Source organism: Streptomyces uncialis (assembly GCF_036250755.1).
In the GTDB taxonomy this organism is placed as follows: domain Bacteria; phylum Actinomycetota; class Actinomycetes; order Streptomycetales; family Streptomycetaceae; genus Streptomyces; species Streptomyces uncialis.
Window position 1 is genome coordinate 4,012,207 of sequence record NZ_CP109583.1, and the last position, 22,069, is coordinate 4,034,275.

20 protein-coding genes and 1 pseudogene are annotated in these 22,069 nt (G+C 72.1%); 10 read left to right on the plus strand and 11 right to left on the minus strand.

The window, feature by feature from the left end; all coding sequences use genetic code 11:
- Nucleotides 1–188: 188 nt before the first annotated feature.
- Entirely contained in the window at nucleotides 189–779 is a 591-nt protein-coding gene (locus OG711_RS16475) for a TetR/AcrR family transcriptional regulator (protein ID WP_073783738.1), read from the minus strand.
- A gap of 318 nt (nucleotides 780–1,097) precedes the next feature.
- Between OG711_RS16475 and OG711_RS16480 the strand changes: the two genes are divergently transcribed.
- The 5 genes from OG711_RS16480 (at nucleotide 1,098) to OG711_RS16500 (ending at nucleotide 7,108) form a co-directional block, all read left to right on the plus strand.
- The gene (locus OG711_RS16480; RefSeq protein ID WP_329559594.1) at nucleotides 1,098–1,886 is read left to right on the plus strand and encodes a TetR/AcrR family transcriptional regulator; all 789 of its coding nucleotides are present in this window, start codon (nucleotides 1,098–1,100) and stop codon (nucleotides 1,884–1,886) included.
- Nucleotides 1,876–2,493: a hypothetical protein gene (locus OG711_RS16485; protein WP_329559595.1), complete on the plus strand. Its 618-nt coding sequence runs from the start codon at nucleotides 1,876–1,878 to the stop codon at nucleotides 2,491–2,493. Before OG711_RS16480 ends, OG711_RS16485 begins: the two co-directional genes overlap by 11 nt.
- Nucleotides 2,486–3,223 (plus strand): GNAT family N-acetyltransferase, encoded by a 738-nt coding sequence (locus tag OG711_RS16490; RefSeq protein ID WP_329559596.1) that lies wholly within the window; start codon nucleotides 2,486–2,488, stop codon nucleotides 3,221–3,223. The genes OG711_RS16485 and OG711_RS16490 overlap by 8 nt, the downstream gene beginning before the upstream one ends.
- Before the next feature lie 16 nt (nucleotides 3,224–3,239).
- Entirely contained in the window at nucleotides 3,240–3,503 is a 264-nt protein-coding gene (locus tag OG711_RS16495; RefSeq protein WP_329559597.1) for a hypothetical protein, read from the plus strand.
- Between the two features lie 116 nt (nucleotides 3,504–3,619).
- The gene (locus OG711_RS16500) at nucleotides 3,620–7,108 is read left to right on the plus strand and encodes a S41 family peptidase (RefSeq protein ID WP_329563845.1); all 3,489 of its coding nucleotides are present in this window, start codon (nucleotides 3,620–3,622) and stop codon (nucleotides 7,106–7,108) included.
- Nucleotides 7,109–7,315: 207 nt separating this feature from the next.
- Here the strand turns inward: OG711_RS16500 and OG711_RS16505 are convergent, their stop codons facing one another.
- Nucleotides 7,316–8,068, minus strand: a complete 753-nt coding sequence (locus OG711_RS16505) for a MerR family transcriptional regulator (RefSeq protein WP_245876605.1) — start codon at nucleotides 8,066–8,068, stop codon at nucleotides 7,316–7,318.
- A 143-nt stretch (nucleotides 8,069–8,211) separates the two neighbouring features.
- On the opposite strand from OG711_RS16505, the gene OG711_RS16510 reads away from it, so the two are divergent.
- The 4 genes and pseudogenes from OG711_RS16510 to OG711_RS16525 all read left to right on the plus strand — a co-directional run bounded on the left by OG711_RS16510 (nucleotide 8,212) and on the right by OG711_RS16525 (nucleotide 12,246).
- Nucleotides 8,212–9,789: a flavin-containing monooxygenase gene (locus OG711_RS16510; protein WP_329559598.1), complete on the plus strand. Its 1,578-nt coding sequence runs from the start codon at nucleotides 8,212–8,214 to the stop codon at nucleotides 9,787–9,789.
- Nucleotides 9,786–10,691: pseudogene (locus OG711_RS16515) on the plus strand (alpha/beta fold hydrolase); the annotation flags it as partial. The gene OG711_RS16510 and the pseudogene OG711_RS16515, both read left to right, overlap by 4 nt.
- 293 nt (nucleotides 10,692–10,984) lie before the next feature.
- Nucleotides 10,985–11,896, plus strand: coding sequence for an SDR family oxidoreductase (locus tag OG711_RS16520; protein WP_329559599.1), 912 nt, complete (start codon nucleotides 10,985–10,987; stop codon nucleotides 11,894–11,896).
- A gap of 164 nt (nucleotides 11,897–12,060) precedes the next feature.
- Complete coding sequence (locus OG711_RS16525; RefSeq protein ID WP_073783730.1) at nucleotides 12,061–12,246, plus strand: hypothetical protein; 186 nt, start codon at nucleotides 12,061–12,063, stop codon at nucleotides 12,244–12,246.
- Between the two features lie 125 nt (nucleotides 12,247–12,371).
- Here the strand turns inward: OG711_RS16525 and OG711_RS16530 are convergent, their stop codons facing one another.
- Nucleotides 12,372–13,175: an exodeoxyribonuclease III gene (locus OG711_RS16530; RefSeq protein ID WP_329559600.1), complete on the minus strand. Its 804-nt coding sequence runs from the start codon at nucleotides 13,173–13,175 to the stop codon at nucleotides 12,372–12,374.
- Nucleotides 13,176–13,357: 182 nt separating this feature from the next.
- On the opposite strand from OG711_RS16530, the gene OG711_RS16535 reads away from it, so the two are divergent.
- Nucleotides 13,358–13,840: a GNAT family N-acetyltransferase gene (locus tag OG711_RS16535; RefSeq protein WP_329559601.1), complete on the plus strand. Its 483-nt coding sequence runs from the start codon at nucleotides 13,358–13,360 to the stop codon at nucleotides 13,838–13,840.
- 672 nt (nucleotides 13,841–14,512) lie between these two features.
- Here the strand turns inward: OG711_RS16535 and OG711_RS16540 are convergent.
- From OG711_RS16540 to OG711_RS16575, 8 genes are all read right to left on the minus strand, one after another.
- The gene (locus OG711_RS16540) at nucleotides 14,513–14,767 is read right to left on the minus strand and encodes a hypothetical protein (protein WP_218623229.1); all 255 of its coding nucleotides are present in this window, start codon (nucleotides 14,765–14,767) and stop codon (nucleotides 14,513–14,515) included.
- A complete protein-coding gene (locus OG711_RS16545; protein WP_073783722.1) occupies nucleotides 14,764–16,113 on the minus strand; it encodes a TRAP transporter large permease subunit in 1,350 nt (449 codons plus the stop codon). The genes OG711_RS16540 and OG711_RS16545 overlap by 4 nt, the downstream gene beginning before the upstream one ends.
- A 114-nt stretch (nucleotides 16,114–16,227) precedes the next feature.
- Complete coding sequence (locus OG711_RS16550) at nucleotides 16,228–16,941, minus strand: substrate-binding domain-containing protein (RefSeq protein WP_329559602.1); 714 nt, start codon at nucleotides 16,939–16,941, stop codon at nucleotides 16,228–16,230.
- A gap of 88 nt (nucleotides 16,942–17,029) precedes the next feature.
- A complete protein-coding gene (locus OG711_RS16555; protein ID WP_073783718.1) occupies nucleotides 17,030–17,668 on the minus strand; it encodes a class II aldolase/adducin family protein in 639 nt (212 codons plus the stop codon).
- Entirely contained in the window at nucleotides 17,665–19,287 is a 1,623-nt protein-coding gene (locus OG711_RS16560) for a four-carbon acid sugar kinase family protein (protein ID WP_329559603.1), read from the minus strand. Before OG711_RS16560 ends, OG711_RS16555 begins: the two co-directional genes overlap by 4 nt.
- On the minus strand, nucleotides 19,284–20,114 hold the full coding sequence (locus tag OG711_RS16565; RefSeq protein WP_329559604.1) for a hypothetical protein: 831 nt from the start codon (nucleotides 20,112–20,114) through the stop codon (nucleotides 19,284–19,286). The genes OG711_RS16560 and OG711_RS16565 overlap by 4 nt, the downstream gene beginning before the upstream one ends.
- Complete coding sequence (locus OG711_RS16570) at nucleotides 20,111–20,992, minus strand: hydroxypyruvate isomerase family protein (protein WP_329559605.1); 882 nt, start codon at nucleotides 20,990–20,992, stop codon at nucleotides 20,111–20,113. The genes OG711_RS16565 and OG711_RS16570 overlap by 4 nt, the downstream gene beginning before the upstream one ends.
- Complete coding sequence (locus tag OG711_RS16575; RefSeq protein ID WP_329559606.1) at nucleotides 20,992–22,005, minus strand: phosphoglycerate dehydrogenase; 1,014 nt, start codon at nucleotides 22,003–22,005, stop codon at nucleotides 20,992–20,994. Before OG711_RS16575 ends, OG711_RS16570 begins: the two co-directional genes overlap by 1 nt.
- Between the last annotated feature and the right edge of the window lie 64 nt (nucleotides 22,006–22,069).

The following is a 22,069-nucleotide window of genomic DNA, read 5'->3' on the forward strand; positions in this document are numbered from 1 at the left end:
GAGGTACTCCCGGTCAGGTCGTTTGCTTACAGGGCAGGAGTCACCAGCCCGACGACGTGAGCGGTCGCGTCAGGTGGAGCAGGGTGGAACTGGGGAGTGGAGCAGAGGTCGGGCAGGGGTGAGGCAGGGGTGGGGCAGGGGTGGGGCAGGAAACCGCCGGGGGACGGGCCGGTGGCCGGTCCGGACGGTCAGACGTCGAGAGCGGGGAGGATCACGGCGTCGATGTAGTCACGCAGATAGGCCTGGTTGGGAGGCCGGTCGTCGATCAGGGTCCGGGCGACGAACGCGCCCAGCATCATGTGCAGGACGTAGTCCACCGCGGGGTTGTCCGCGCGGACCTCGCCACGGGCGACCGCCCGCTGCACCACCATGTCCAGCTCGGCCAGTTCCGGTTCGATGATCCGTTCCCGGAAGACCCGCAGCAGGTCGGGGTCCGCGTGGACCGCCGTGGCCATGCCCCGGATCAGCGCGGAGTCCTGTTCCATCTGGCAGTCGTCGCCGCGGTCGATCATGGCGTGGAAGTCACCACGGAGGGTGCCGGTGTCGATGACATCGAATCCCTCGCTCTTCTGGATCCGCAACGCCTCGACGACCAAGCGCGGTTTGCTCCCCCACTGACGGTAGAGCGTGGCCTTGCTGGACCGGGTGCGCGCCGCGACGGCGTCCATGGTCAGCCCGTCGTAGCCGACCTCGCGCAGGAGGTCGAGTACGGCGTCGTACAGCTCAGCCTCGCGCTCGGGGGTGATCCGGCTGCGGCGCGTCATCGTCACCTCGGCCATATGTGCTCATCCCCTCCCGGTCGCGCGGCAGTCTAGCGACTGCTGCCCGTCCGGTACCCGTTTCCGCGGGCACCACGAACAGCGGTCTCCTGATCGGTACGAAACCGTTTCGTACGCGTCTGACAGTACCCGAGCCCGCTAGCGAAACGAAACGGTTTCGTACGTGTCCTGGACCACACCGGGCACCCGGCCCGCCGGATGCGCGGTGCGAGCCGGACCACCCACCCGTCCCATCGGGGTGTACTACTGGTGCACCCTACCGGTGCGCTTTATCTGTACACCCTAGCGATGCACCCCGGCGGTCTGTACCGTCGCCCCATGACTCCGCCCCTCCCCCGCTTCCACCGTCAGCCCGCCGAACGGCAGGCCGCCATCCTCGCCGTGGCCCGTCGGCACTTCGCCGAGCAAGGGCCCGGAACCGCCTCGTACAACAAGATCATCGAGGCCACCGGCATCTCCAAGACCGCCGCGTACCACTACTTCGACGGACGCGAGGATCTGCTGGCGGCGGTCCTGGACGATGTCCTCGCCCGGCTGCTCGGCGCACTCGGCCCCTGGACACCCGCACAGGACGCCGCCGGGTTCTGGGCGCGCCTGGAATCCGGTACGGAGGCACTGCTCGGCCATCTGCGGACCCATCCGGACGATCTGGCCCTGGCCGGACCGGCCGTCTCCCGGGGCCAGGGCGCCCCGTGGCTCGACTGGTTCGAGGCACTGGTCGAGGACGGGCAGCGGATCGGGGTGATCCGTACGGATGTGGACCGCGGCCTGCTCGTCTCGGCCACCACTGCCGTCCTGGGCGCGGCCGACGAGTGGGCCCTGACCTCGCTCGCCGACGGCCGCGACCCCGCCCGGGACCAGGTGTGGGAACTGCTGCGCGGCCTGTGGGGCACGGGTACGGGTACGGGGGCTCCGGGGGCGGGTGCGGTTGGGGGGACCGTTGCGGGCGCGGGTGCCGGGGGCGGTGCGGACATCGATGTGGCCGGTACGGGGGCAGGTGCGGGCATCGATGTGGCCGGGGCAGGTGCGGGCATCGATGCGGCCGGCGCTCGGGGCGGCGGCGACCCGACGGACACCACGGAGGGGAGGTCCGCCGATGCGCACTGATCTGACGACCGACTGGGAGATACCCGCCACCCCCGGCGGGTTCACGGGCGGTCTCGAACGCTTCATGGGTCCGGGCAAGTCCCGTGCCGAGTCGGCGGTCGAGCTGGGGGGCGGCACGGTCTGCGCCGCGCTGCTGGCCGCCGGACTCTGGTCGACGGACCTGCGGCCCGACTGGTCCACCACCCAGCTCGTCGTGGTGGCGCTGATCGGCCTCGACCTCATCGGGGGCGTCCTCACCAACGCCACCAACGCCGCGAAGCGCTGGTACCACCGACAGGCGCCGGGCACCCGGCGCGCCCGGCTGACGTTCGTCGGCGCGCATCTGCTGCACCTCGGTGTGATGGGGCTGGTGATGCTGGAGGGCGACTGGACGTGGGCCCTGGCCAACGGCGCGCTGCTCCTGGCCGGAACGGCCGCGGTGGAGTTCGCCCCGCTGCCCGTCAAACGTCCGGTGTCCATGGCCTCCTGGACCGCGGCGGTCCTGACGAACCTCTTCTGGCTGGACGTACCCGCCGCCCTCCTCTGGTTCGCCCCCCTCTTCTTCCTGAAGCTGCTGGTGTGCCATCTCGTACCGGAAGCACCACTGAAGCGGAGCCACGATGCGTGACGAAAGCACGGGCACGGGTGCCGGGACGGGTACGGGTACGGGTACGGGTGACGTTGTGGGCGTCGGCGCGGGTGCGGGTGCCGGAGCGGGCGGGGGTGAGGGCAGGGGTGCGGGTGCGGACGCCGCGAAGGGTCAGTGGCGGGTGGACGAAGCCCCCGCGCCGGGCCTTTGCGCGGCCGTCCTCGCCGCCGCTTTCGCCACGGAACCGGTCAGCGGATGGATCTGCGGTGACTCCGAACGGGCACGGCGGCACTGGTTCGCCGCGACACTCGCCACGCACGCCACCGTGCCCGGCGCCCGGCGCCATCTCCTGACCGACGGTACGGGCCAACCGGTCGCCGCGGCGGTGCTCACCCCACCCGGCGCGGGACCAGGTGCCGGGGCCAAGGCCGCGTGGACGGTGCGCACCCTGCTGCGCTGCGGTCCCGGACCTCTGATCAGGACTCTGCGATACCTGGGCGGGACCGCGCCCGCCGCACCGGACGGGGCGTGGAACCTGGAGTTCATCGGCGTCCTGCCGCACCACACCGGACGAGGCGCGGGCCGCCGTCTCCTCGACCAGCTGCTGGCCACGGCACCGGCACCGGCACCGGGCGGCGTCCACCTCACGACCGCCGACCCGGACAACGTGACGATCTACGAACGCCTCGGGTTCACCACCCACGCGCGGCTGCGCATCGGCCCGATCACGACGACGGCCATGTGGCGACCCGCAGCACCTCAGGAGTAGCGGCCACACAGAGGCCATGGAGGACAGAGGGGCCATAGAGGCCACGCAGCGGACACAGGTCGGCCACCCAGCGGCCATCGAGGTCATAGAGGTCATAGAGGTCATAGAGGTCACCGGAAGGTCATACCGGCCACCGGCACCGCCCGCCGGGCCTCCGCACGACCGCACAGCACCACAGGAGCGCGCCAACAACACCGTGCCCCAGCACCCCAGCGCCGCGCCGCGTCACCGCACCACCGAGTTGCCGACGCCCCGCCCCGGGAAAAGCATGGACATGTGACCGACCCCGCCCGGCCGCCGAGGCCCCACGACACCGCCGTCGACTCCGGCACCGCCGCGCGCACCCCTGCCGACGGGGACGGGGCCTACCTCCGGTACCCCCACCTCCACGGTGACCTGCTCTGTTTCGTCGCCGAGGACGATCTATGGGTGGCGCCGCTGCCCGAGGAGGGCGGCCGGGCGGCCCGTGCCTGGCGGCTGACCGTCGACCGGACACGCATCAGCCACCCCCGCTTCTCACCGGACGGCGGGCACCTCGCGTACACGACCTGGCGGAGTCTGGACCCGGAGATCCATCTCGTACCCGTGGAGGGCGGGACCGCCCGGCGGCTGACCTATTGGGGCGCCCCGGACACCCGGGTGTGCGGATGGGCGCCGCCCGATCAGGACGGGCGGTGCGACATCCTGGCGGTGGCCTCGCACGAACAGCCGTTCTCGTACTTCGGATGGGCCTACCGGGTGCCCACGGACGGCTCCCCCGGCGGGCGGCTGCCCTGGGGGCCGGTCAGCGACATCGCCGTCGCGGATCTCGGCGGTGAGCCCAGGACGCTGCTGCTCACCGGCAAGCCCCCGCATGAACCCGCCTCCTGGAAGCGGTACCGGGGCGGGGCCATGGGACGGCTGTGGCTGCACGGCGAGCGCCTGCTCGAAGGGCTCGGCGGACATCTGGAGTCACCGATGATCGTCGGCGGCCGGGTGGCGTTCCTGTCCGACCACGAGGGCGTCGGGAACCTGTACTCGTGTCTCCCCGACGGCACGGATCTGCGGCGTCACACCGACCACGCCGAGTTCTACGCCCGCTGCGCGTCGACCGACGGCCACCGGGTCGTGTACCAGTGCGCGGGCGAACTGTGGCTGCTGGAAGGGCTGTCGGCGCGCTCCCTACCGCGCAGGCTCGACGTACGGCTGGGCGGGCCACGGGCCGGACGGCGGGCCTATCAGGTACCGGCCGCGCAGCATGTGGACGGGCTGTCCGTGGACGAGACGGGCCGGGCGAGCGCGGTGGTGGTCCGGGGCAGCCTGTACTGGCTGACCCATCGTGACGGTCCCGCGCGGACGATCGCGGACACCCCTGGGGTGCGGGTGCGGCTCCCGGTGATGCTCGGTTCGGGCGGCGGGGCGGTCGCGTACGTGACCGACGCGGGTGGCGCCGACGCCGTCGAGATCGCGTATCTGCCCCGGGCCTCCGGTGACCGGGCGCCGAGACGGCTGGCGTCCGGCGTGCTCGGTCACGTCCAGGAGCTCGTCTCCGACCCGGACGGCGAACGGCTCGCCATCGCGTCGAACGACGGACGGCTCCTGCTGCTGGACACCGCCGAGAACACCACGGACCCTGCGGACACCACAGCCGCAGCGGACACCCCGGTCACCGAAACGGCCACCGATGAGCAGGCCACCACGGCCACCCATGCGGACATGAACGAGGACATGAACGCGGTCACGAACGCGGACAGCAATGCGGACACCGTCGCGGACCCGGATGCGGACAGCAATGCGGACACCGTCGCGGACCCGGATGCAGACCCGGATGCGGACAGGAACCGGGGCGCGACGGACAAATCAGCGGCCGGGGCGACGACAGGCGTGACGGAGCTGATCCGGTCGTTGAACGGCCCGGTCGCCGACCTCGCGTTCTCCCCGGACGGGGCCTGGCTGACCTGGTCCCATCCGGGGATCGGCCGTTCGCTGCGTTCCATCAAGATGGCGCGGATCGAGGGACCCGGCGCGCGGACCGTCATCGATGTGACGAGCGGCCGGTTCGAGGACGAGAACCCGGTCTTCACCAGCGACGGCCGCTACCTCGCGTTCCTGTCCTGGCGCGGCTTCGACCCCGTGTACGACGTCCACACCGGCGATCTCTCGTTCCCCCTGGGCTGCCGCCCGTACCTGGTGCCGCTGTCGTCCGCGACCCCGTCCCCGTTCGCCCTGCTGCCGGACGGCCGTCCGGCGGCGGGCGGCATGGACCCGATGGACGACGACGAGGCGGACGGCACGGGAACGGTCACCGTCGAGGTAGAGGGCCTGGAGAGCCGGGTCACCCCGTTTCCGGTGGCAGCGTCGAAGTACTCGGCGCTGTGTCCGGTCGCCGGGGGCGGCCTGGTGTGGCTGCGGTGGCCTATTTCCGGCGCGCTCGGGGAGACGTTCGCCAACCCGTCGGACACCTCGGGCCGCCCGACCCTCGAACACTTCGGCATCCCGCGCGGCAAACGCACCGAACTCGTCACCGACCTCGACTGGTTCGACGTCAGCGGCGACGGCACCCGGCTCGTGGTGATGGACGAGGGCGAACTGCGCGCGGTCCCGTCCGGCGAGCCCGGCGACAGCGACTCGACGGTCTGGATCGACCTGCGCCGCATCCTGCACGACGTCGACCCGCCCGCCGAGTGGCGCCAGGCCTACGAAGAGGCCGGCCGCGTCATCCGCGCCTACTTCTGGGAGCCGGACATGTGCGGGATCGACTGGCCGGCGATCCTCGACCAGTACCGTCCGCTGGTCGACCGGGTCGCCTCCCCCGACGACTTCGCCGATCTGCTGCGCGAGGTCCTCGGCGAGCTCGGCACCTCCCACGCGTACGTCACCCCCGCCCGGCGCAACGAAGGCCCCCCGCACTACCAGCGCGCACAAGGTCTGCTCGGCGCGGACCTGGTGCCCAGGGACGAGGGCTGGCTGGTCGAACGCATCCTGCCCGGCGACTCCTCCGACTCCAAGGCCCGCTCCCCGCTCGCCGGTACGGGCATCCGCGAGGGCGCCGTCCTCACGCATGTGGACGGACGCCCGGTGGACCCGGTCAGCGGGCCGTTCCCACTGCTCGGCGCGGCGGGCGGGACGACGGTGGAGCTGACGTTCCGCCCGGCGGAGGGCGGCACCGGGCCCGCGCGGCGGGTCGCCGTGATCCCCCTCGTGGACGACCGTCCGCTGCGCTATCAGTACTGGGTCGTGAAACGCCGCGAGGTGGTGCGGCGGCTCAGCGGCGGCAAGTGCGGCTATCTGCACATCCCCGATCTCGGCGGCTCCGGCTGGGCGCAGTTCAACCGTGACCTGAGGATGGAGGTGTCCCGCCCGGCGCTCATCGTGGACGTGCGCGGCAACGCGGGCGGCCACATCAGCGAACTCGTCGTCGAGAAACTGACCCGCACCATCCTCGGCTGGGACCTCACCCGCAACGCCCAGCCCGTGTCCTACGCCTCCAACGCGCCACGCGGCCCGGTCGTCGCCCTCGCGGACGAGGCCACGTCGTCGGACGGCGACATGATCACGGCCGCCTTCAAGCTGCTCGGCCTGGGGCCCGTGGTCGGCCAGCGCACCTGGGGCGGGGTCGTCGGCATGACGGGCCGTCACCGACTGGGGGACGGAACGGTGATCACGGTGCCGATGAACGCGGCGTGGTTCGACGCGTACGGCTGGTCCGTCGAGAACCACGGGGTGGAGCCGGACCTGTCCGCGTTGCGCACCCCGCTGGACTGGGCCGAGGGCCGCTACGCGCAGCTCGACGACGCGGTGACGGTGGCCCTGAACCTTCTGGCCGAGCGCCCCCCGGCCTCCCCGCCGGACTACTCGGCCGTCCCCCTTCGCGTCCGCCCGCCCCTCCCCCCACGCCCCGAGTGACCAGTGACCGAGGGCCGATGGCGACGGCGATGAGATGGCCGCAACAGGCCCGACTCCGCCGCCACGCAGCATCACGTGACCTAGTTGACCTAGCAGTTGACCTACATGACCCCATTGACCTAGTTGGCCTAGTTGACCTACATAGCTCAGCTGGCCTAACTGACCTAGTTGACCTACATGACCTAATCGCCCCGCGGCCTGTATGACCTAAAGCGGGCCCCGTCGGTCTCCGCCGGACGACAACCGTCGGTCGAGCGCCAGCGAGACCTCCGCTTCGACGGCGCTCCGCGCCAAGGGCCGCAGCCGGGTGACGTCCCGCTCGGGCACATGGTCACGCACCAGCCCCTCGAACAACGCGGCCAGCGCCTCCGCGTGGACCCTGACCTCACGTCCGGCGGCCAGCACCGCGGCCAGCGGCACGCCCCGCGCGACCAGTTCGCTGGACACGTCCAGCAGCCTGCGGCTCACATGGACGATCTCGTCGCCGTCCGTACCGAGGTAGCCCAGTTCCAGTGCCGCCGCGAGGTTCTCAGGGGTGACCTGCCCGGCGAAGCGGTCGGCGAGCTCCTCGGGTGTGAGCCGTACCGGCTCCTCCTCGGTGGGCGCACCCACCCCCAGGACGTCGGCGACCCCGCGCCCCTGCTCGAAGGCCTCGGCGAGTTCGGCGATCCCGTTGAGGGTGTGTCCGCGTTCCAGCAGCGCGGAGATGGTCCGCAGCCGGGCAAGATGGCGGTCGTCGTACCAGGCGATGCGACCCTCCCGCCGGGGCGGCGCGAGCAGTTTGCGTTCCCGGTAGAACCGCAGGGTCCGCACCGTGATCCCGGCCTCGACGGCCAGCTCCTCGACCCGGTACTCCCGCGGGCCGTCGGCGCCGCGCGCGGCGTCGGACGCACGCCTGGGAGCGCTCTCGCGCACGCCCGCGCCCGCTCGCATCCGCCCGCCGCCACCTCGCTCCGCCACGCTCGCCACCCTAGGTCGTACCGCCGGTAACTTTAGTCGCCGGACCCCTACCCACGGGTAGCCCGGCTGCCCTACGCTCCACTATGCCCATCGCGCCAGTGAACGATGGCACAGTTGCGGACCAGGTTCAGGGAGGCAGCACGATGACCGAGCAGGAACACGTACCGCACGAGCACGTCCGCGTGGCCGTGATCGGCAGCGGCTTCGGCGGGCTCGGCGCGGCCGTCCGGCTGCGCAAGGAGGGCGTCACCGACTTCGTCGTCCTGGAACGCGCCGACTCCGTGGGCGGCACCTGGCGGGACAACAGCTATCCGGGCTGCGCCTGCGACGTTCCCTCGCACCTGTACTCGTTCTCGTTCGCCCCCAACCCCGACTGGCCGCGCGCCTTCTCCGGCCAGGAGCACATCCGCGCCTATCTGGAACACGTCACGGATGTGTTCGGGCTGCGCCCGCACCTCCGTTTCGGCGCCGAGGTCCACCGGACACGCTGGGACGGCGAGCGGCTGCGGTGGGAGGTGGAGACGTCCTGCGGCACCCTCACCGCCGATGTCGTCGTGTCCGCGACCGGCCCGCTCTCGGACCCGAAGATCCCGGCGGTCCCCGGCATCAAGGACTTCCCCGGGGAGATCTTCCATTCCGCGCGCTGGAACCACGACTACGACCTGCGCGGCAAGCGCGTCGCCGTGGTCGGCACCGGCGCCTCGGCCATCCAGATCGTCCCCGCCGTCCAGCCGGACGTGGCGCGGCTGACGCTCTTCCAGCGCACCCCGCCCTGGGTGCTGCCGCGCGCGGACCGCACGATCAGCGGCGCCGAACGCCGGCTGCACCGGCGGTTGCCGTTCACCACCCGGCTCCGCCGGGGCGCCTTGTGGGGCATCCGCGAACTCCAGGTGCAGGCGTTCACCAAACACCCCGGGCAACTAGGACTGATCGAACGGTTCGCCCGGCGGAACATGGCCAGGTCGGTGAAGGACCCCGCGCTGCGCGCGAAGCTCACCCCCGACTACCGCATCGGCTGCAAACGCATCCTGCTGTCCAATACGTACTATCCGGCTCTCGTGCGTCCTAATGTCGAGGTCGTCGCCTCCGGGCTCAGCGAAGTACGCGGCTCCACCCTGGTCGCCGCCGACGGCACCACGGCCGAGGCCGACGCGATCGTCTTCGGCACCGGTTTCCACGTCACCGACCTGCCCATCGCGAACCGTGTCGTCGGCGCCGACGGCCGCACCCTCGCCGAGAGCTGGAAGGACGGAATGCGGTCACTGCGCGGCGCGACCGCCAGCGGCTTCCCCAACTGGATGACGATCATCGGTCCTAATACCGGCCTCGGTAACTCGTCGATGATCCTCATGATCGAGTCCCAGCTGAACTACCTCGCCGACTACCTCCGCAAGCTCGACGCCCTCGGCGGCCGGGTCGCGCTCGACCCCCGCGCCGACGCCGTGGACGCCTGGAACACCAAGGTCCAGGAACGTATGAAGCGCACCGTGTGGAACACCGGCGGCTGCGACAGCTGGTACCTCGACGCCAACGGCCGCAACACGACCGTCTGGCCCGGCACCACCTCCGAGTTCCGCGCCGCGACCCGCCGCGTGGACCTCGGCGAGTACGAGGTCCTGCGCGCGCCCCGGCCCACCGCGCACCCGCTCACGGACACCGCGGCCACCGCGGCCACCGGGGTGCCCGCGCCCGGCACGGCCGGCACGGAGGTGGAGGCATGAGCCGTCCGACGCACGTCACCTCGGGCCCGTACGCCCCGCCCACGCCCGCGCGGGAGCTGACCGCCGTCTCGGCGGACGGCGCCCATGTGCACGTCGAGATCCATGGACCCGAGGGCGCTCCCACCGTCGTCCTCGCCCATGGCTGGACCTGCTCCACCGCCTTCTGGGCCCACCAGGTGCGCGACCTCCGCGCGGACCACCGGGTCGTCGTCTACGACCAGCGGGGCCATGGCCGCAGCCCCGCGCCCGTGACCGGCGACGGCTACAGCACCCGCGCGCTCGCCGACGACCTCACCGCCGTCCTGGAGGCCGCCCTCGCCCCCGGCGAACAGGCCCTCCTCGTCGGCCACTCGATGGGCGGCATGACGATCATCGCGGCGGCCGGGCGCCCGGCGGTCCGGGCCCGGACCGCCGCCGCCCTGCTGCTCAGCACCGGCAGCGGTGACCTCGCCGCCCGCGCGCGGGTGCTGCCGCTGCGCGCGGGACGGCTGCGCACCCGTCTCACCCGGGCCGTCCTCGGCTCGAAGGCCCCTCTGGGACCGGTCACGCCCCTCGGCGCCCGGCTCCTGCGCTACGGGACGATGAGCCCCGGCACCGCGCCGGACCGGGTCGAGGTGTGCGCCCGGATCGTGCACGCCTGCCCGCGCGCGGTGCGTCACGGCTGGTCACAGGTCCTCGACTCGCTCGCGCTCGGCGCCGGGGTAGGGAAGCTCACCGTGCCCACCGCCGTGGTCGTCGGCACCGCCGACCGGCTCACCCCGAGGGTGCACGCCCACGACCTGGTGACCTCGCTCCCGCACTGCGTGGGCCTCGCCGAACTGACCGGTGTCGGCCATATGACCCCCGTCGAGGCACCGGAAGCGGTCAGCGACCGGATCCGGGACATGGTGGCCGCGTACGTGGACCACCGCCCCACCGACGACGACCCGGTCCCCACGGCTCCCACGGTCCCCACGGCCCACCCTGTGCACACGACCCAGCCGACCCGGACGACCCAGCAGGCACAGCCGACCCACCCGGTCCCCGAACAGCCCGCGTCCCCCGAGGGGGCCACCACCCCTCAAGCGGACACCAACAGGTCAGCGGACACAAATAGGTCAGCGGACATCAAGAGGACAGGCGACGGGGACGATCCCGCCGACGAAGCCACCCACGACCCCATCGACGGCCGCGACACGAACGGAGCGTCCAGCACATGACCAGCCCCCGTACGTCCCCTCTGGAAGGCAGGGTCGCCGTCGTCACGGGCGCCGCGCGCGGCATCGGTGAACTGCTCGCCCGCAAGCTGTCCGCGCGCGGTGCCCGTATCGCATTGGTGGGCCTGGAACCGGACGCCTTGGAACAGGTCGCCGGGCGGCTGCGCACCGACAGCGACCACTGGTACGCCGATGTCACCGACCACACGGCCATGGCCCGCGTGGCCCAGGAGGTCCGTGACCGCTTCGGGCGGGTCGACATCGTCGTCGCCAACGCGGGTGTGGCCTCCGGCGGTCTCTTCCTGGACTCGGACCCGGACGCCTGGCGACGGGTCGTCGAGGTGAACCTCATCGGCTCGGCGGTCACGGCCCGCGCGTTCCTGCCGCATCTGATCGCGACACGGGGCTACCTCCTCCAGATCGCCTCGCTCGCGGCGATCGCCCCCGCGCCGATGATGACCGCGTACTGCGCGTCGAAGTCGGGCGTCGAGGCGTTCGCGCACAGCCTGCGCGCCGAGGTCGGGCACAAGGGCGTACGGGTCGGGGTCGGCTATCTGTCGTGGACCGACACCGACATGGTCCGGGGCGCCGACGAGGACGACGTGATGCGTGAGCTGCGGGAACGTCTGCCGTGGCCGTCGAACCGCACCAACCCGCCGGGCCCCGCCGTCGACCGGCTCGTCGCGGGCATCGAACGCCGCTCCGGCCATGTCTACGCGCAGTGGTGGCTGCGCGGTATGCAGTCGGTACGGAGCTGTCTGCCCACACTGATCGGCGCGGTCGGACAGCGCGAGATGCGGCGCGTCGAACCCCGGCTCGGCACCGTGGGACGGGGTCTGGTCGGAGCGGGCGGCGCCGCCGACGAGGCCGCGCGGGGTACGGGCGGCTCCGACGGCCGCTCCACCACCTGACCCCGCAGCGTCATCAGTCGCTGCACCCTCGTAGTCACCGTCGTCCGATCCCGCAGCGTCACCGTCAAGGCTCCGTTCACCGGTCGACATGCACCGAGGGTCGGCCGGTGAAAGGCTGGGACATGTCCCGGGAGAGCCTGACCTCGATACGGGAGTGACCCACCATGGGCCTCAAGGACCAGTTCGACGACAAGAGTGAACGCATCGCCAAGGACGCGCGCAAGGCGAAGGCACGACGAGCCCGCACAGCGCCCCGGCCGTCCCGCACGTCCCACAAGGTCGACGACCCGGAGACCGAGCGCGCCGTCCAGGAGGCGGAGGACCACGTCGACCAGAACTACGACATCTGACCCGTCCCCGCGCGTGGGACGGCCTTCCGGCCCAGGCCCGGCCTGGCGTCCCCGCAAGCCACACGCGGGCCAAGGCCTGGGGTGACCTGCGTGACAAGACCCAGAGGTGAGTGGACCCGCCCGGCTCAGGCGCCGTACACGACGGTGACAGGTGCGTGGTCCGACCAGCGCAGGTCGTAGCTGGCGGCGCGCTCCACAGTTGCCTTGAGCGCGCGTTCCGCGAGTGCGGGGGTCGCCATGTGGTAGTCGATACGCCAGCCGCTGTCGTTGTCGAACGCCTTCCCCCGGTACGACCACCAGGAGTAGGGCCCTTCGACCTCGGGGTGCAGCCGCCGGAAGACGTCCACGTAGCCGCCGTCCTGGGCGTCGAGGACACGGTCGACCCAGGCGCGTTCCTCGGGCAGGAAGCCGGAGTTCTTCTTGTTGCTGCGCCAGTTCTTGAGGTCGGCCTCACGGTGGGCGATGTTCCAGTCACCGCAGACAAGGACCTCCCTGCCGTCCGCCGCCGCCCGCTCCCTGAGCTCCTTCACATAGGACAGGAACGCGTCCATGAAGCGCACCTTCTCGTCCTGCCGTTCGGTGCCGACCTCACCTGAGGGCAGATACAGGCTGGCGACGGTGACCCCGGGCAGGTCCGCCTCCACATAGCGGCCACTGCCGTCGAACTCCGTCGAGCCGAAGCCGACACGCACCGCGTCGGGCTCCCTGCGGGTCATCAGGGACACCCCGGCACGTCCCTTGGCCGCGGCGGGGGCGTGCACGGTGTGCCAGCCGTCCGGTGCCCGGACCGTGTCCGGCAGCTGCTCCGGCTCGGCCCGGACCTCCTGGAGGCAGAGCACATCGGCGGACGTGTCCGCGAGCCACTCGACGAAGCCCTTCTTCGCCGCGGCCCGCAGACCGTTCACGTTCACAGAGGTCACAGTCAGCAAAACGATCTCCTCGACATCACACGCGACCCGAGGCGTCGAACAGGTTGTCCGAGGTCACAGTGAGCTTTCCGGCAGGCTACCGGCACACTGGCAGAGGTCCCGCCCCACCCATGGCGGGCGTCCGCCACCGGCCACCGGTCACCCAGACTTCCGTGACCCTGCATAGAAGTACGATAACTCGCATGAATATACGAACCGTCTCCTTCGGTCACACGGACGCCGTGAAGCTCAACGGCCGCGTGCAGCGCGAGTACGCGGAGCGCTACGGCGACGAAGGCGACATCACCCCGCTGGACCCCACGATGTTCGATCCACCGGTCGGTATCTACCTGATCGCGTACGACGAGAACGGTACCGCCCTGGCCACGGGCGGCTGGCGCCGCCAGGAGGCGAACGGTCACGGCTACGCGGACGGCGACGCCGAGATCAAGCGCATGTACGTGACGCCCGAGGCCCGTGGTCTCGGGCTGGCCCGCCGCATCCTCGCCTCGCTGGAGTCCGATGCACGCGCGGCCGGCCGTACCCGCATGGTCCTGGAGACGGGCACCGAGCAGCCGGAGGCCATCGCCCTGTACGAGTCCAGCGGCTATGCGCCCTGCGACAAGTTCGGCTACTACCGCGACAGCGATCTCAGCCGCTGCTACGCCAAGACGCTGGTCCCGTAGCGGGTCGCCTTCGCTTGCGCTTCCGAGGTCTGCCCGGGTGGGCGTACTTCGTTGCTGTGCCGTCGTTCGGTGGTTTCGCGGTTTTCTGCGGGTCGCCTTCGCTTGCGCTTCTGAGGTCCGTCCGGCTGGACGCACCTGTCCCTGTGCCGTCGCTCGTCGTTTTCGCGCAGTTCCCCGCGCCCCTTTGGGGCGCGTCCGGCTTGTTCTTCGGGTCGGTGCCGGTCGGGATTCTCCGTCCTCGATCCGACACGCTCGGCACGACGTCCCCCTTGCCCGACTGAAGAGCATCGGAGTCTGCGGGCAGAGATTCCCGCCCACCCCCTCCCGCAGCAGCGCGCCCGCACGAGGAGGATGGTTCAACCCCGGCCCCGGTTGCTGACAGCCCGCAGACTGATCGGCAGCCCCAGTTGGGCGCCCCCGAAGGGGCGCGGGGAACTGCGCAAAAGACGAGGGCGGACCCGCACCCGAGAAGCGGCCGCAAGGGGGCAGCATCCAGGGGCGCGGGGAACTGCGCACCCCCGTCCGACCCGCACAGGAAACAACTACGTCCAGCACAGGAAACCCGGCGGCGCGAGCGAAGGCGACCCGCACAGGGAACCCCGCGCGGCGGGGCGGTCCCAACGGGCCGCCCCGCCCCTCCCCCTGGTCAGGGCCCGGGTGTGCCCGGACCCGTCACTCCTCCCACTCGCCCGCCTTCTCCTTGCCCTCCGCCGTGTAGAGCAGCAGGAAGGAGAAGAGGCCGGCCAGTCCGGCCAGGACGCAGACGATGTCGGCGACGTCGGAGCCGAAGCTCGTCATCATGGCCGCGGAGCCGACGGCCATGGCCACCGTCTGGCCCACGACCACCACGATTCCGCCGATCAGGAAGAGCGCGACGAGGGCACGGGAGACGTTCAGGCAGATCGTGTACATCCTGGTACTCCTCATCCGGGTATCCATATCGCTCCCACCACCATCAGCACGCCCATGAGGTAGGAGGGCACGAGGTAGTAGAGCGTGACCGGGACGAAGATCCGCACCGGGTTGATGGAGGCGATGCCCGCGGCCACGTACAGCGGTGCGGCGCCCGGTGGCGAGCAGCCCTCGGACGAGGCCCACACGATGATGGCGGCGAAGGCGATGTACGGCGGAACGTCGGCCGCCAGCAGGGCGGCGAAGGCGACGGGCCCGACGGCCGCGAGGGTGGAGGTCGTGTTGAGGGGGCCCGCGACGATCACCACGACGAGTCCGACGACGAGTGCCGCGACGATCTGCGGCACGCCCTCCAGTCGCTCCATATAGGGGGCGAGCTGTTCGCCGATGCCCAGGGTGTTCAGCACATTGGAGGCGGCGAAGGCCGACACCATCGTGACGCCGATCAGCCCGAGTTTAGGACTGATCTCCGCCAGCAGTGTCCACCACTCCCCGCCGCCGCGCGGCAGCGACCGCCGCTCGACCACCAGTCCGGCGAGCAGCATCACCACCGGCAGCCACACCAGCAGCGGCACGGCGTCGGAGACGTCCAGTCCGCCCAGCCGGTCGCCGATGAGATCGCTGGTCGGGGACGCGGTCAGGACGATCGGCACCGCGATGGCGGCCAGGACGATCAGCGAGGTCCAGCCGGCCGCGAAGGACCGCCGGAGCGGATGGATGTCCTCCGGCGCCATCGCGCCCACGCCCCGCCGTTTGACGATGACGTAGGCGATGACCAGCCGCATCGCGACCATCCAGGCGCCCACGACGAAGATCGTGCCGACGACGTCCTGCGCCTTGAGGACCGGCAGTACGGTCGGCGCCGCCAGCAGGATGAAGAAGGCCCCGCTGAACGGGAAGGTGGCGCCGACGCCCGCGTTCCCGGCGAGGACCAGTGCCGCGGTCTCACCGCTCGCCTTGGAGCGCTTCATCCAGGGGATGGTGATGGAACCGATGGTGGCCACGATCGCCGCGCCGTTGTGCGCGACGGCGCCGAAGAGACCGGCCGAGACCGTCGCCGCGTAGGCGGAGCCGCCCTCGCGGCGGCCGAGCATCGAGCTGAGGATGTCGATCATCCGCTGCACGAGCCCTGTCCTCGTCAGCAGTTCGCTGACGAAGACGAAGGCCAGGGCGGCGAAGGTGATCTCCGACTTCAGCCCCTCGACGAGGCTCTCCCAGATCACGCGCGGCGCGTCCGTGCCGGCGAACGCGGCACTGACGAGGAAGCCGATGACCATGGCTTCGCCGATGTTGCGCTTGACCCCTACGTTCCACACGATGATGGCCCCGATGAAGGCGACCAGTGCGAATATCGCGTTCATCGGCGTCTCCTCCTACAGCCGGCACAGGGAGGGGAGGGCGTGCCCCCGGCCGTGTACGGCGGGATCGCCGTGTACGGCTGGACGGCCGAGGACGACGGGATGCACGTGTGCGGCTCAGTCCAGTGGCAGCGCTTCCAGTCCGGCTCTTCGGTAGGCATCTCCCGCCTCCTTCCCGGTGAGGAAAGTGTGCAGGGCGCGGGCCACGGCCCGGTCGACGGCCGCGGTGCCCAGTGCCGCCGAGAGCTCGGTGAAGTGCTGGGCTCCGTCCGGCAGCGGCCCCACCACCCGGGCCTCGGGCACGAACAGCAGCTCGCTCATCTGCTGCACGGCCAGATCGGCCCGGCCGTCGACCACCGCGAGCGCGGTGAAACCTTTCTCCACGACGGTGGCCCGCGCGTTGACCTCGTCCGCTATGCCGAGCCGTTCCAGCAGCCCGGCGAAGTGGACCCCGCTGGCCCCGGTGCGGGAGTAGGCCACCGAACGGGCCGAGCGGAGCGCCGTGATCAGCGCGTCGACCGTGTCGATGACGGGCGGCTCGCCGCCGGGCGGCATGGCCAGGCCGATCCCGACCCGGGCGATGCTCCGCACCGAGGACGGGTCGATGACCCCCGCCTCGCACAGCGCCGGGAACGCCCCGGTCACCCCGACCATGACCTCCGGCCGGGCGCCTTCCTCGATCCTGCGCAGCAGTACGTTCGTCGGATCGTAGACGATGTCGACGGCGGCTTCGGTCTGCCGGCCGAACGCCGGGAGTACGGCGTCGTCGAGGGCCTTCTTCACCGCCAGCGCGCTGAAGAGCGACACCGTGTGCGGTATGTCCGCGGACATCTTTGTCCTTTCACAAGGGTGGGGGAACGGGTGCTTCCGGGCTGTCCCGGGGTGTCCGCTCGGTCCCCACGGTGTTCGGGGGGGTGGTTCAGTGGGAGGCGGGGCGCAGCGCGGCTCGCTGGGCCCGTGTCAGCGGACGGGTCGGAGCGCCGCGCAGCAGCAGGAAGAGCTTCGCCGTCTCCTCGATCTCCTCGGCCGTCTCCAGCGCGCGCTCCGGGTCGGCCGCGGCGGCGACCGGTCCGTGGTTGCTCAGGAGGAGCGCGGGATGCTCCCGGGCCGACGCCTCGACGGCGGCGGCCATCCGGCTGTCGCCGGGGGCGAAGTACGGCAGCATCGGGAGGGTGCCGACGCGCATCGCGTAGTAGGCGGTCAGCGGCGGCAGGACGTCCCGCCGGTCGAGCCGGGCCAGGCACGAGACGGCCGCCGCGTGGGTGGAGTGGGTGTGCACCACGGCGCCGGCGTCCGGCCTGGCGCGGAGCATCGCGGCATGCAGGAACGCCTCCTTGGAGGGCCTGGGACCGCGGACGTGGGCTCCGCCCGCGTCGATGACGGACAGTTCCCCGGCGCGCACGGTGGCCAGGCTCGACCCCGTGGGTGTCACCAGGATGTGCTCACCGGCGCGCACCGAGACATTGCCCGTGCTCCCATGCGTCAGCGAACGGTCGGCGACGGCCCGCGCGGTGGCGATGAGGCGGTCACGCTCGTCCGCGTGATCCAGCCCGCTCATATGCCGTCCGTCCGTTCCGCGCGGGAGGCGGAGGCGTCGGTGAGCAGGCCGGGTCCGCCGAAGTTGCCGGACTTGAGCAGCAGCGCCAAGGGGCGCTCGCCCAGCGGGTGGATCCAGGGCACCCCGCGCGCGGCCTCGGCGCCGACCCGCGCGCCGGTGACCCCGAGCGCGGCGACGACGGCTCCGGACGTCTCACCCCCGGCGGCGACCAGCCTGCGCACCCCGCGCTCGACCAGTCCGGCCGCGACGAGCCCTGTCGCCTTCTCCAGCAGGGCCGCCGACCGCTCCACGCCCAGCACCCGCTGTGTCTCGCGGAGCCTTTCGGGGGCGGCCGAGGAGTAGAGGACGGGCGCGCCGCCACCCGCGGGCAGCGCGTCGTACCAGGCGAGCGCGGCGTCGGCGAGCGCCACGGGATCGGATACGGCCACCGGGTCGAGGCGGTACGCGGGCCTCCCCTCGTCGAGGAGCGCCGCGAGCTGCTCCAGGGTGCGGCGGGAACAGCTCCCGCTCAGCACGGCGGCCGGTCCGTCCGGCGGCCCGGAGATGTCCACGGCGTGCGGGCTGTCCGGGGCGTCGGCGGCATCCGGGGCGTCGGCGATGTGGCTCCCGTCGGCGGCGTTCCTCCCGTCGGCGGCCTCGCCCTGACCGGCACCCGACGGACGTTCAGCACCCGGCGCACGTTCAGCACCCGGCGCGGGTCCAGCACCCGAAGGCCGTCCAGCGCCCGGAACCCGCCCCGCGCCCGGCGAACGCCCCGCGCGCTCCTCCGCGTACGCGTGCGCCAGACCTGCGGCCAGTCCGGCGGCGCCCGCGACGAGCGGTGAGCCGAGGGCGGCCCGGCCGAGCGTGCGCAGATCGCTCTCGTCGATACCGTCGGCCAGTACGTAGCGCGCGCCGCGCGCCCCGGCGCCCGCCAGCGCGTCACGCACCGCCGCCGCGCCCTCCCGTACCGTCCCGAGCCCGATGAGGGCCACCCGTTCGCGGGTCTGGGCCCGCAGCAGCCTGGGCAGGTTCGAGTCCGTCATGGGGGTCACCGGGTGGTCGCGCATATGCGACTCACCGAGCAGGACGCCGTCCACGAAGAGACAGCCCTGGTACTGGGTCCGCAGATGCTCCGGCGAACTCGGGGTCAGCGGCACGGTGTCGGCGCCCGTCGCCTCGGCCAGCCGGTCCAGGACCGGGCCGATGTTGCCGCGCGGGGTGGAGTCGAAGGTCGAGCAGAACTTGAAGTAGATCTGCCCGGCGCCCTGTCCGCGCAGCCATTCCAGCGCGTCCAGGGACGAGGCGACCGCGTCGGCCGCGGGCACCATCCGGCTCTTCAGCGCGACGACCAGCGCGTCGTGCTCGGGCAACGGGTCCGCGTCGGCCCCGTGCGCCCCCTCCCCCGTACGACCCGGCGCACCCGTACCGTCCGCCCCACCCGTACGGCCTGGCACCTCCGTACCGTCCGGCACACCCGTACCGTCCGGCACGCCGAAGAACAACAGGGTGCGGAGTCCGGCGCGGCGCAGCGCCACGGCGACGTCCGTCGCACCGGTGAAGTCGTCCGCGATGACCCCGAGCGGCGCGTCGGCGCGGGTGCCGTCCGCCTGGTGGTGACTGTTTCGGCGCTGGGTCATAGGGGACTCCCGGTGAGGGCGGAGCGCAGGGCGGCGGCCGCGGCCTGCGGGCCGGAGACGACGGGCACACCGAGCGCGGTGGACAGCGACGCGGCGGCGGGTGCGAGCGAGTACTGGGCGAGCAGTACGACGTCGGCGCCGGTGAGGTGCGGCAGGCATGCGTCGCGCAGCGCGTCGCGGAGCGCGGGAAGGTTCCCCTCGCGAGCCGCGTCGAAGGCGTCGGGCGCGACCACACCGACCACTTCCGCCCCCGAACCGGACGCCGCAGAGCCGACCCCCGCCGAGGCAGCCGCCACCGAAGCGGCCGAAGCAGCCGATGCCTCCGATGCGGCCGATGCCGCCGAGAAGCGAGCCACCGAGTCCCGCATCGCGGTCTCGAAGGAGGCGAGCACCAGCACCCGGCCTGTCCCGGAGGACAGCGCCAGCGCCCGCTCGAAGGCGGCGGTGTCGGGCGCCAGCAACGGGACCGGGGTGTCGACCGTTTCGGTGACCGACCCGTACAACGAGCAGGTCAGCAGCACTCCGTCGGCCCCACCGGCCAGGGCATGGCCGATCAGCCGCCGCATCCGGTCCACGAGGGCCGGGGGCAGCGGACCGTCCTGCGGCGCGTCGGCCAGCAGCCGGTCGTCCAGCAGGCTCCAGGGCTCGGCCGCCGGGAACTCCTCGGCCAGTCCCGCGACGGCCGGGGCCATGGCGGTGGGAGTGGCGCTGATCAACGCGATCCTCGGTGCGCGAACGGGATCGTCCGCCGACGCGTGGGCGTTGTCCGCCGGTGCGCGGGTGGGGTCCGCGGGCGCGTGAGCGCGGTCCGCCGCGGTGCCGCTCATCGGACCCCCTCGGCGGAGGCCGTGGAGACCGTCGAGGCCGCTGATGCCACTGACGCCACTGACGCCGCCGAGGTCGACGCCGTCCCGGCGTGCTCGGTGACCCAGGAGAGACCGTTCACCGTGCCGTTCGCCGGGCGGTACTCGCAGCCGATCCAGCCCGGGTACGAGGCGTCCAGCAGTGTGCCGAAGATCCGCGGCCAGGCGATCTCGCCGCTGCCCGGCTCCGTGCGTTCCGGCGGGTCGGCGATCTGGATGTGCCGGACCAGGGGCAGTCGCTCGCGCAGCGTCGAGACGAGGTCGCCCTCCTGGACCTGTACGTGGTAGAGGTCCAGGAGCAGCCCGATCCCGTCCCCGCCGAGCGCTTCCACGACCGCGGCGGCCCGTGCCTGGGTGTCCAGCAGGAATCCGGGCACGTCACGGCTGTTCTGTGCCTCCAGGACGAGGCACACCCCCGTGCCCCGTGCCCGTTCGACGGCCCAGGCGAGGTTGGCGACGAACGTGGCGAAGGCGCGGTCGTGGCCGACACCGGCCGGACGTATGCCGCCCAGCACATGCAGGAAGTCGCTGCCCAGCTCGACCGCGTAGTCGAGACCGCGCTCCAGGTCGGCGCGGAACCGGTCGGAGTGGCCGGGCAGACAGGCCACGCCCGCCCGCTCCGGCGAACCGGGCTCGCCCATCGGCGCGTTGATCAGCACCTGGCTCAGCCCCGCGTCGGCGAGCCGCCGGCGCAGCCGGGCGGCCGGGTACGGGTAGGGGTCGGCGTACTCGACGGCGGTGAACCCGGCGGTGGCCGCGGCGTCGAACCGCTCCTCGAAGGGGACCTCGGTGAACAGCCACTTGAGGTTGGCGTCGAAGCGCAGCCCGTTCGGCGCGCGCATCAGCGTGCTCCGGCGGTGGCGGGGCTCACGCTGTCGGGGTTGACCAGGTGTTCCGGGGTGCGCCCGGCGAGCAGTTCGACCACGTGCCGGGCGGCCATGGCACCGGACCTGGCGCGGGCCTCGACCGTGGCGGCGGCGATGTGCGCGGTCACGATGACGCTGTCGAGCGCGCGGAGCCTGCTGTCGGCGGGCAGCGGTTCCCGCTCGGTCACGTCCAGCGCGGCGCCCGCCAGCCGGCCCGCCTCCACCGCGTCGGCGAGCGCGTCCTCGTCCACGACCCCGCCCCGGGCGGTGTTGATCAGATACGCGTCGGGCTTCATCCGGCGCAGCGCGGCGGCGTCGATCAGATGCCGGGTCGTCTCGTCCAGGGAGATGTGCAGGGTCAGGAAGTCGGCCGCCGCCAGTACGTCGTCGAGGGGCAGCGCCTCGACGCCGGTCTCCGTCAGGAAGTCCTCGTCCAGCCAGGGGTCGTGGGCGACGACGCGCATACCGAGGGCGAGTGCCGCGCGGGCGACGGTCCTGCCGATGGAGCCGAGGCCGACGACGCCGAGCGTGGCGCCGCGCAGTTCCCGGCCGCTCTCCTGCGTCCAGGCGCCACCGCGCACGGCGGCGAGGTTCTGCGGGATACGGCGGGCGCCGTTCAGCATCAGCGCCAGGACGTGTTCGGCGACGGAGACCCGGTTGGTCCCCGGGGTGATGGCGACCGCGACCCCGTGCCGGGTCGCCGCCTCGACGTCGATGTTGTCGTAGCCGACGCCGCAGCGGCTGAGGATCCTCAGTGCGGGAGCCGCTTCGATGACCTCGGCGGAGAAGGCGTCGGTGCCGGCGACGACACCCGCCACATCCGCGACGCATTCCGCCAGCGTGGTCCCGGCGGCCTCCCGGTCGGCGCGCCGGGCGAAGACCGGGTCCAGGCCGGCGTCCCGCAGGATGCGGTCGACCGCGCCACCGGGCTCCAGATACGGCGTTGTCACGAGTACACGAAGCGCACGTTCCTTGGGGGGCTGGGTCATGAGGGTCCTCTGCGTTCTGCGGGGGCACGGCCAGTGAGCGTCTGGACTATAGTATAGGATTTCA

Coding starts and splice junctions, on each gene's coding strand:
- OG711_RS16565 (WP_329559604.1), bottom strand. CDS start 20,114: ATGAGCGGCACCGCGGCGGACCGCGCTCACGCGCCCGCGGACCCCACC.
- OG711_RS16550 (WP_329559602.1), bottom strand. CDS start 16,941: ATGTCCGCGGACATACCGCACACGGTGTCGCTCTTCAGCGCGCTGGCG.
- OG711_RS16510 (WP_329559598.1), top strand. CDS start 8,212: ATGACCGAGCAGGAACACGTACCGCACGAGCACGTCCGCGTGGCCGTG.
- OG711_RS16560 (WP_329559603.1), bottom strand. CDS start 19,287: ATGACCCAGCGCCGAAACAGTCACCACCAGGCGGACGGCACCCGCGCC.
- OG711_RS16540 (WP_218623229.1), bottom strand. CDS start 14,767: ATGAGGAGTACCAGGATGTACACGATCTGCCTGAACGTCTCCCGTGCC.
- OG711_RS16495 (WP_329559597.1), top strand. CDS start 3,240: ATGGAGGACAGAGGGGCCATAGAGGCCACGCAGCGGACACAGGTCGGC.
- OG711_RS16485 (WP_329559595.1), top strand. CDS start 1,876: ATGCGCACTGATCTGACGACCGACTGGGAGATACCCGCCACCCCCGGC.
- OG711_RS16570 (WP_329559605.1), bottom strand. CDS start 20,992: ATGCGCGCGCCGAACGGGCTGCGCTTCGACGCCAACCTCAAGTGGCTG.
- OG711_RS16535 (WP_329559601.1), top strand. CDS start 13,358: ATGAATATACGAACCGTCTCCTTCGGTCACACGGACGCCGTGAAGCTC.
- OG711_RS16520 (WP_329559599.1), top strand. CDS start 10,985: ATGACCAGCCCCCGTACGTCCCCTCTGGAAGGCAGGGTCGCCGTCGTC.
- OG711_RS16475 (WP_073783738.1), bottom strand. CDS start 779: ATGGCCGAGGTGACGATGACGCGCCGCAGCCGGATCACCCCCGAGCGC.
- OG711_RS16575 (WP_329559606.1), bottom strand. CDS start 22,005: ATGACCCAGCCCCCCAAGGAACGTGCGCTTCGTGTACTCGTGACAACG.
- OG711_RS16545 (WP_073783722.1), bottom strand. CDS start 16,113: ATGAACGCGATATTCGCACTGGTCGCCTTCATCGGGGCCATCATCGTG.
- OG711_RS16480 (WP_329559594.1), top strand. CDS start 1,098: ATGACTCCGCCCCTCCCCCGCTTCCACCGTCAGCCCGCCGAACGGCAG.
- OG711_RS16525 (WP_073783730.1), top strand. CDS start 12,061: ATGGGCCTCAAGGACCAGTTCGACGACAAGAGTGAACGCATCGCCAAG.
- OG711_RS16490 (WP_329559596.1), top strand. CDS start 2,486: ATGCGTGACGAAAGCACGGGCACGGGTGCCGGGACGGGTACGGGTACG.
- OG711_RS16555 (WP_073783718.1), bottom strand. CDS start 17,668: ATGAGCGGGCTGGATCACGCGGACGAGCGTGACCGCCTCATCGCCACC.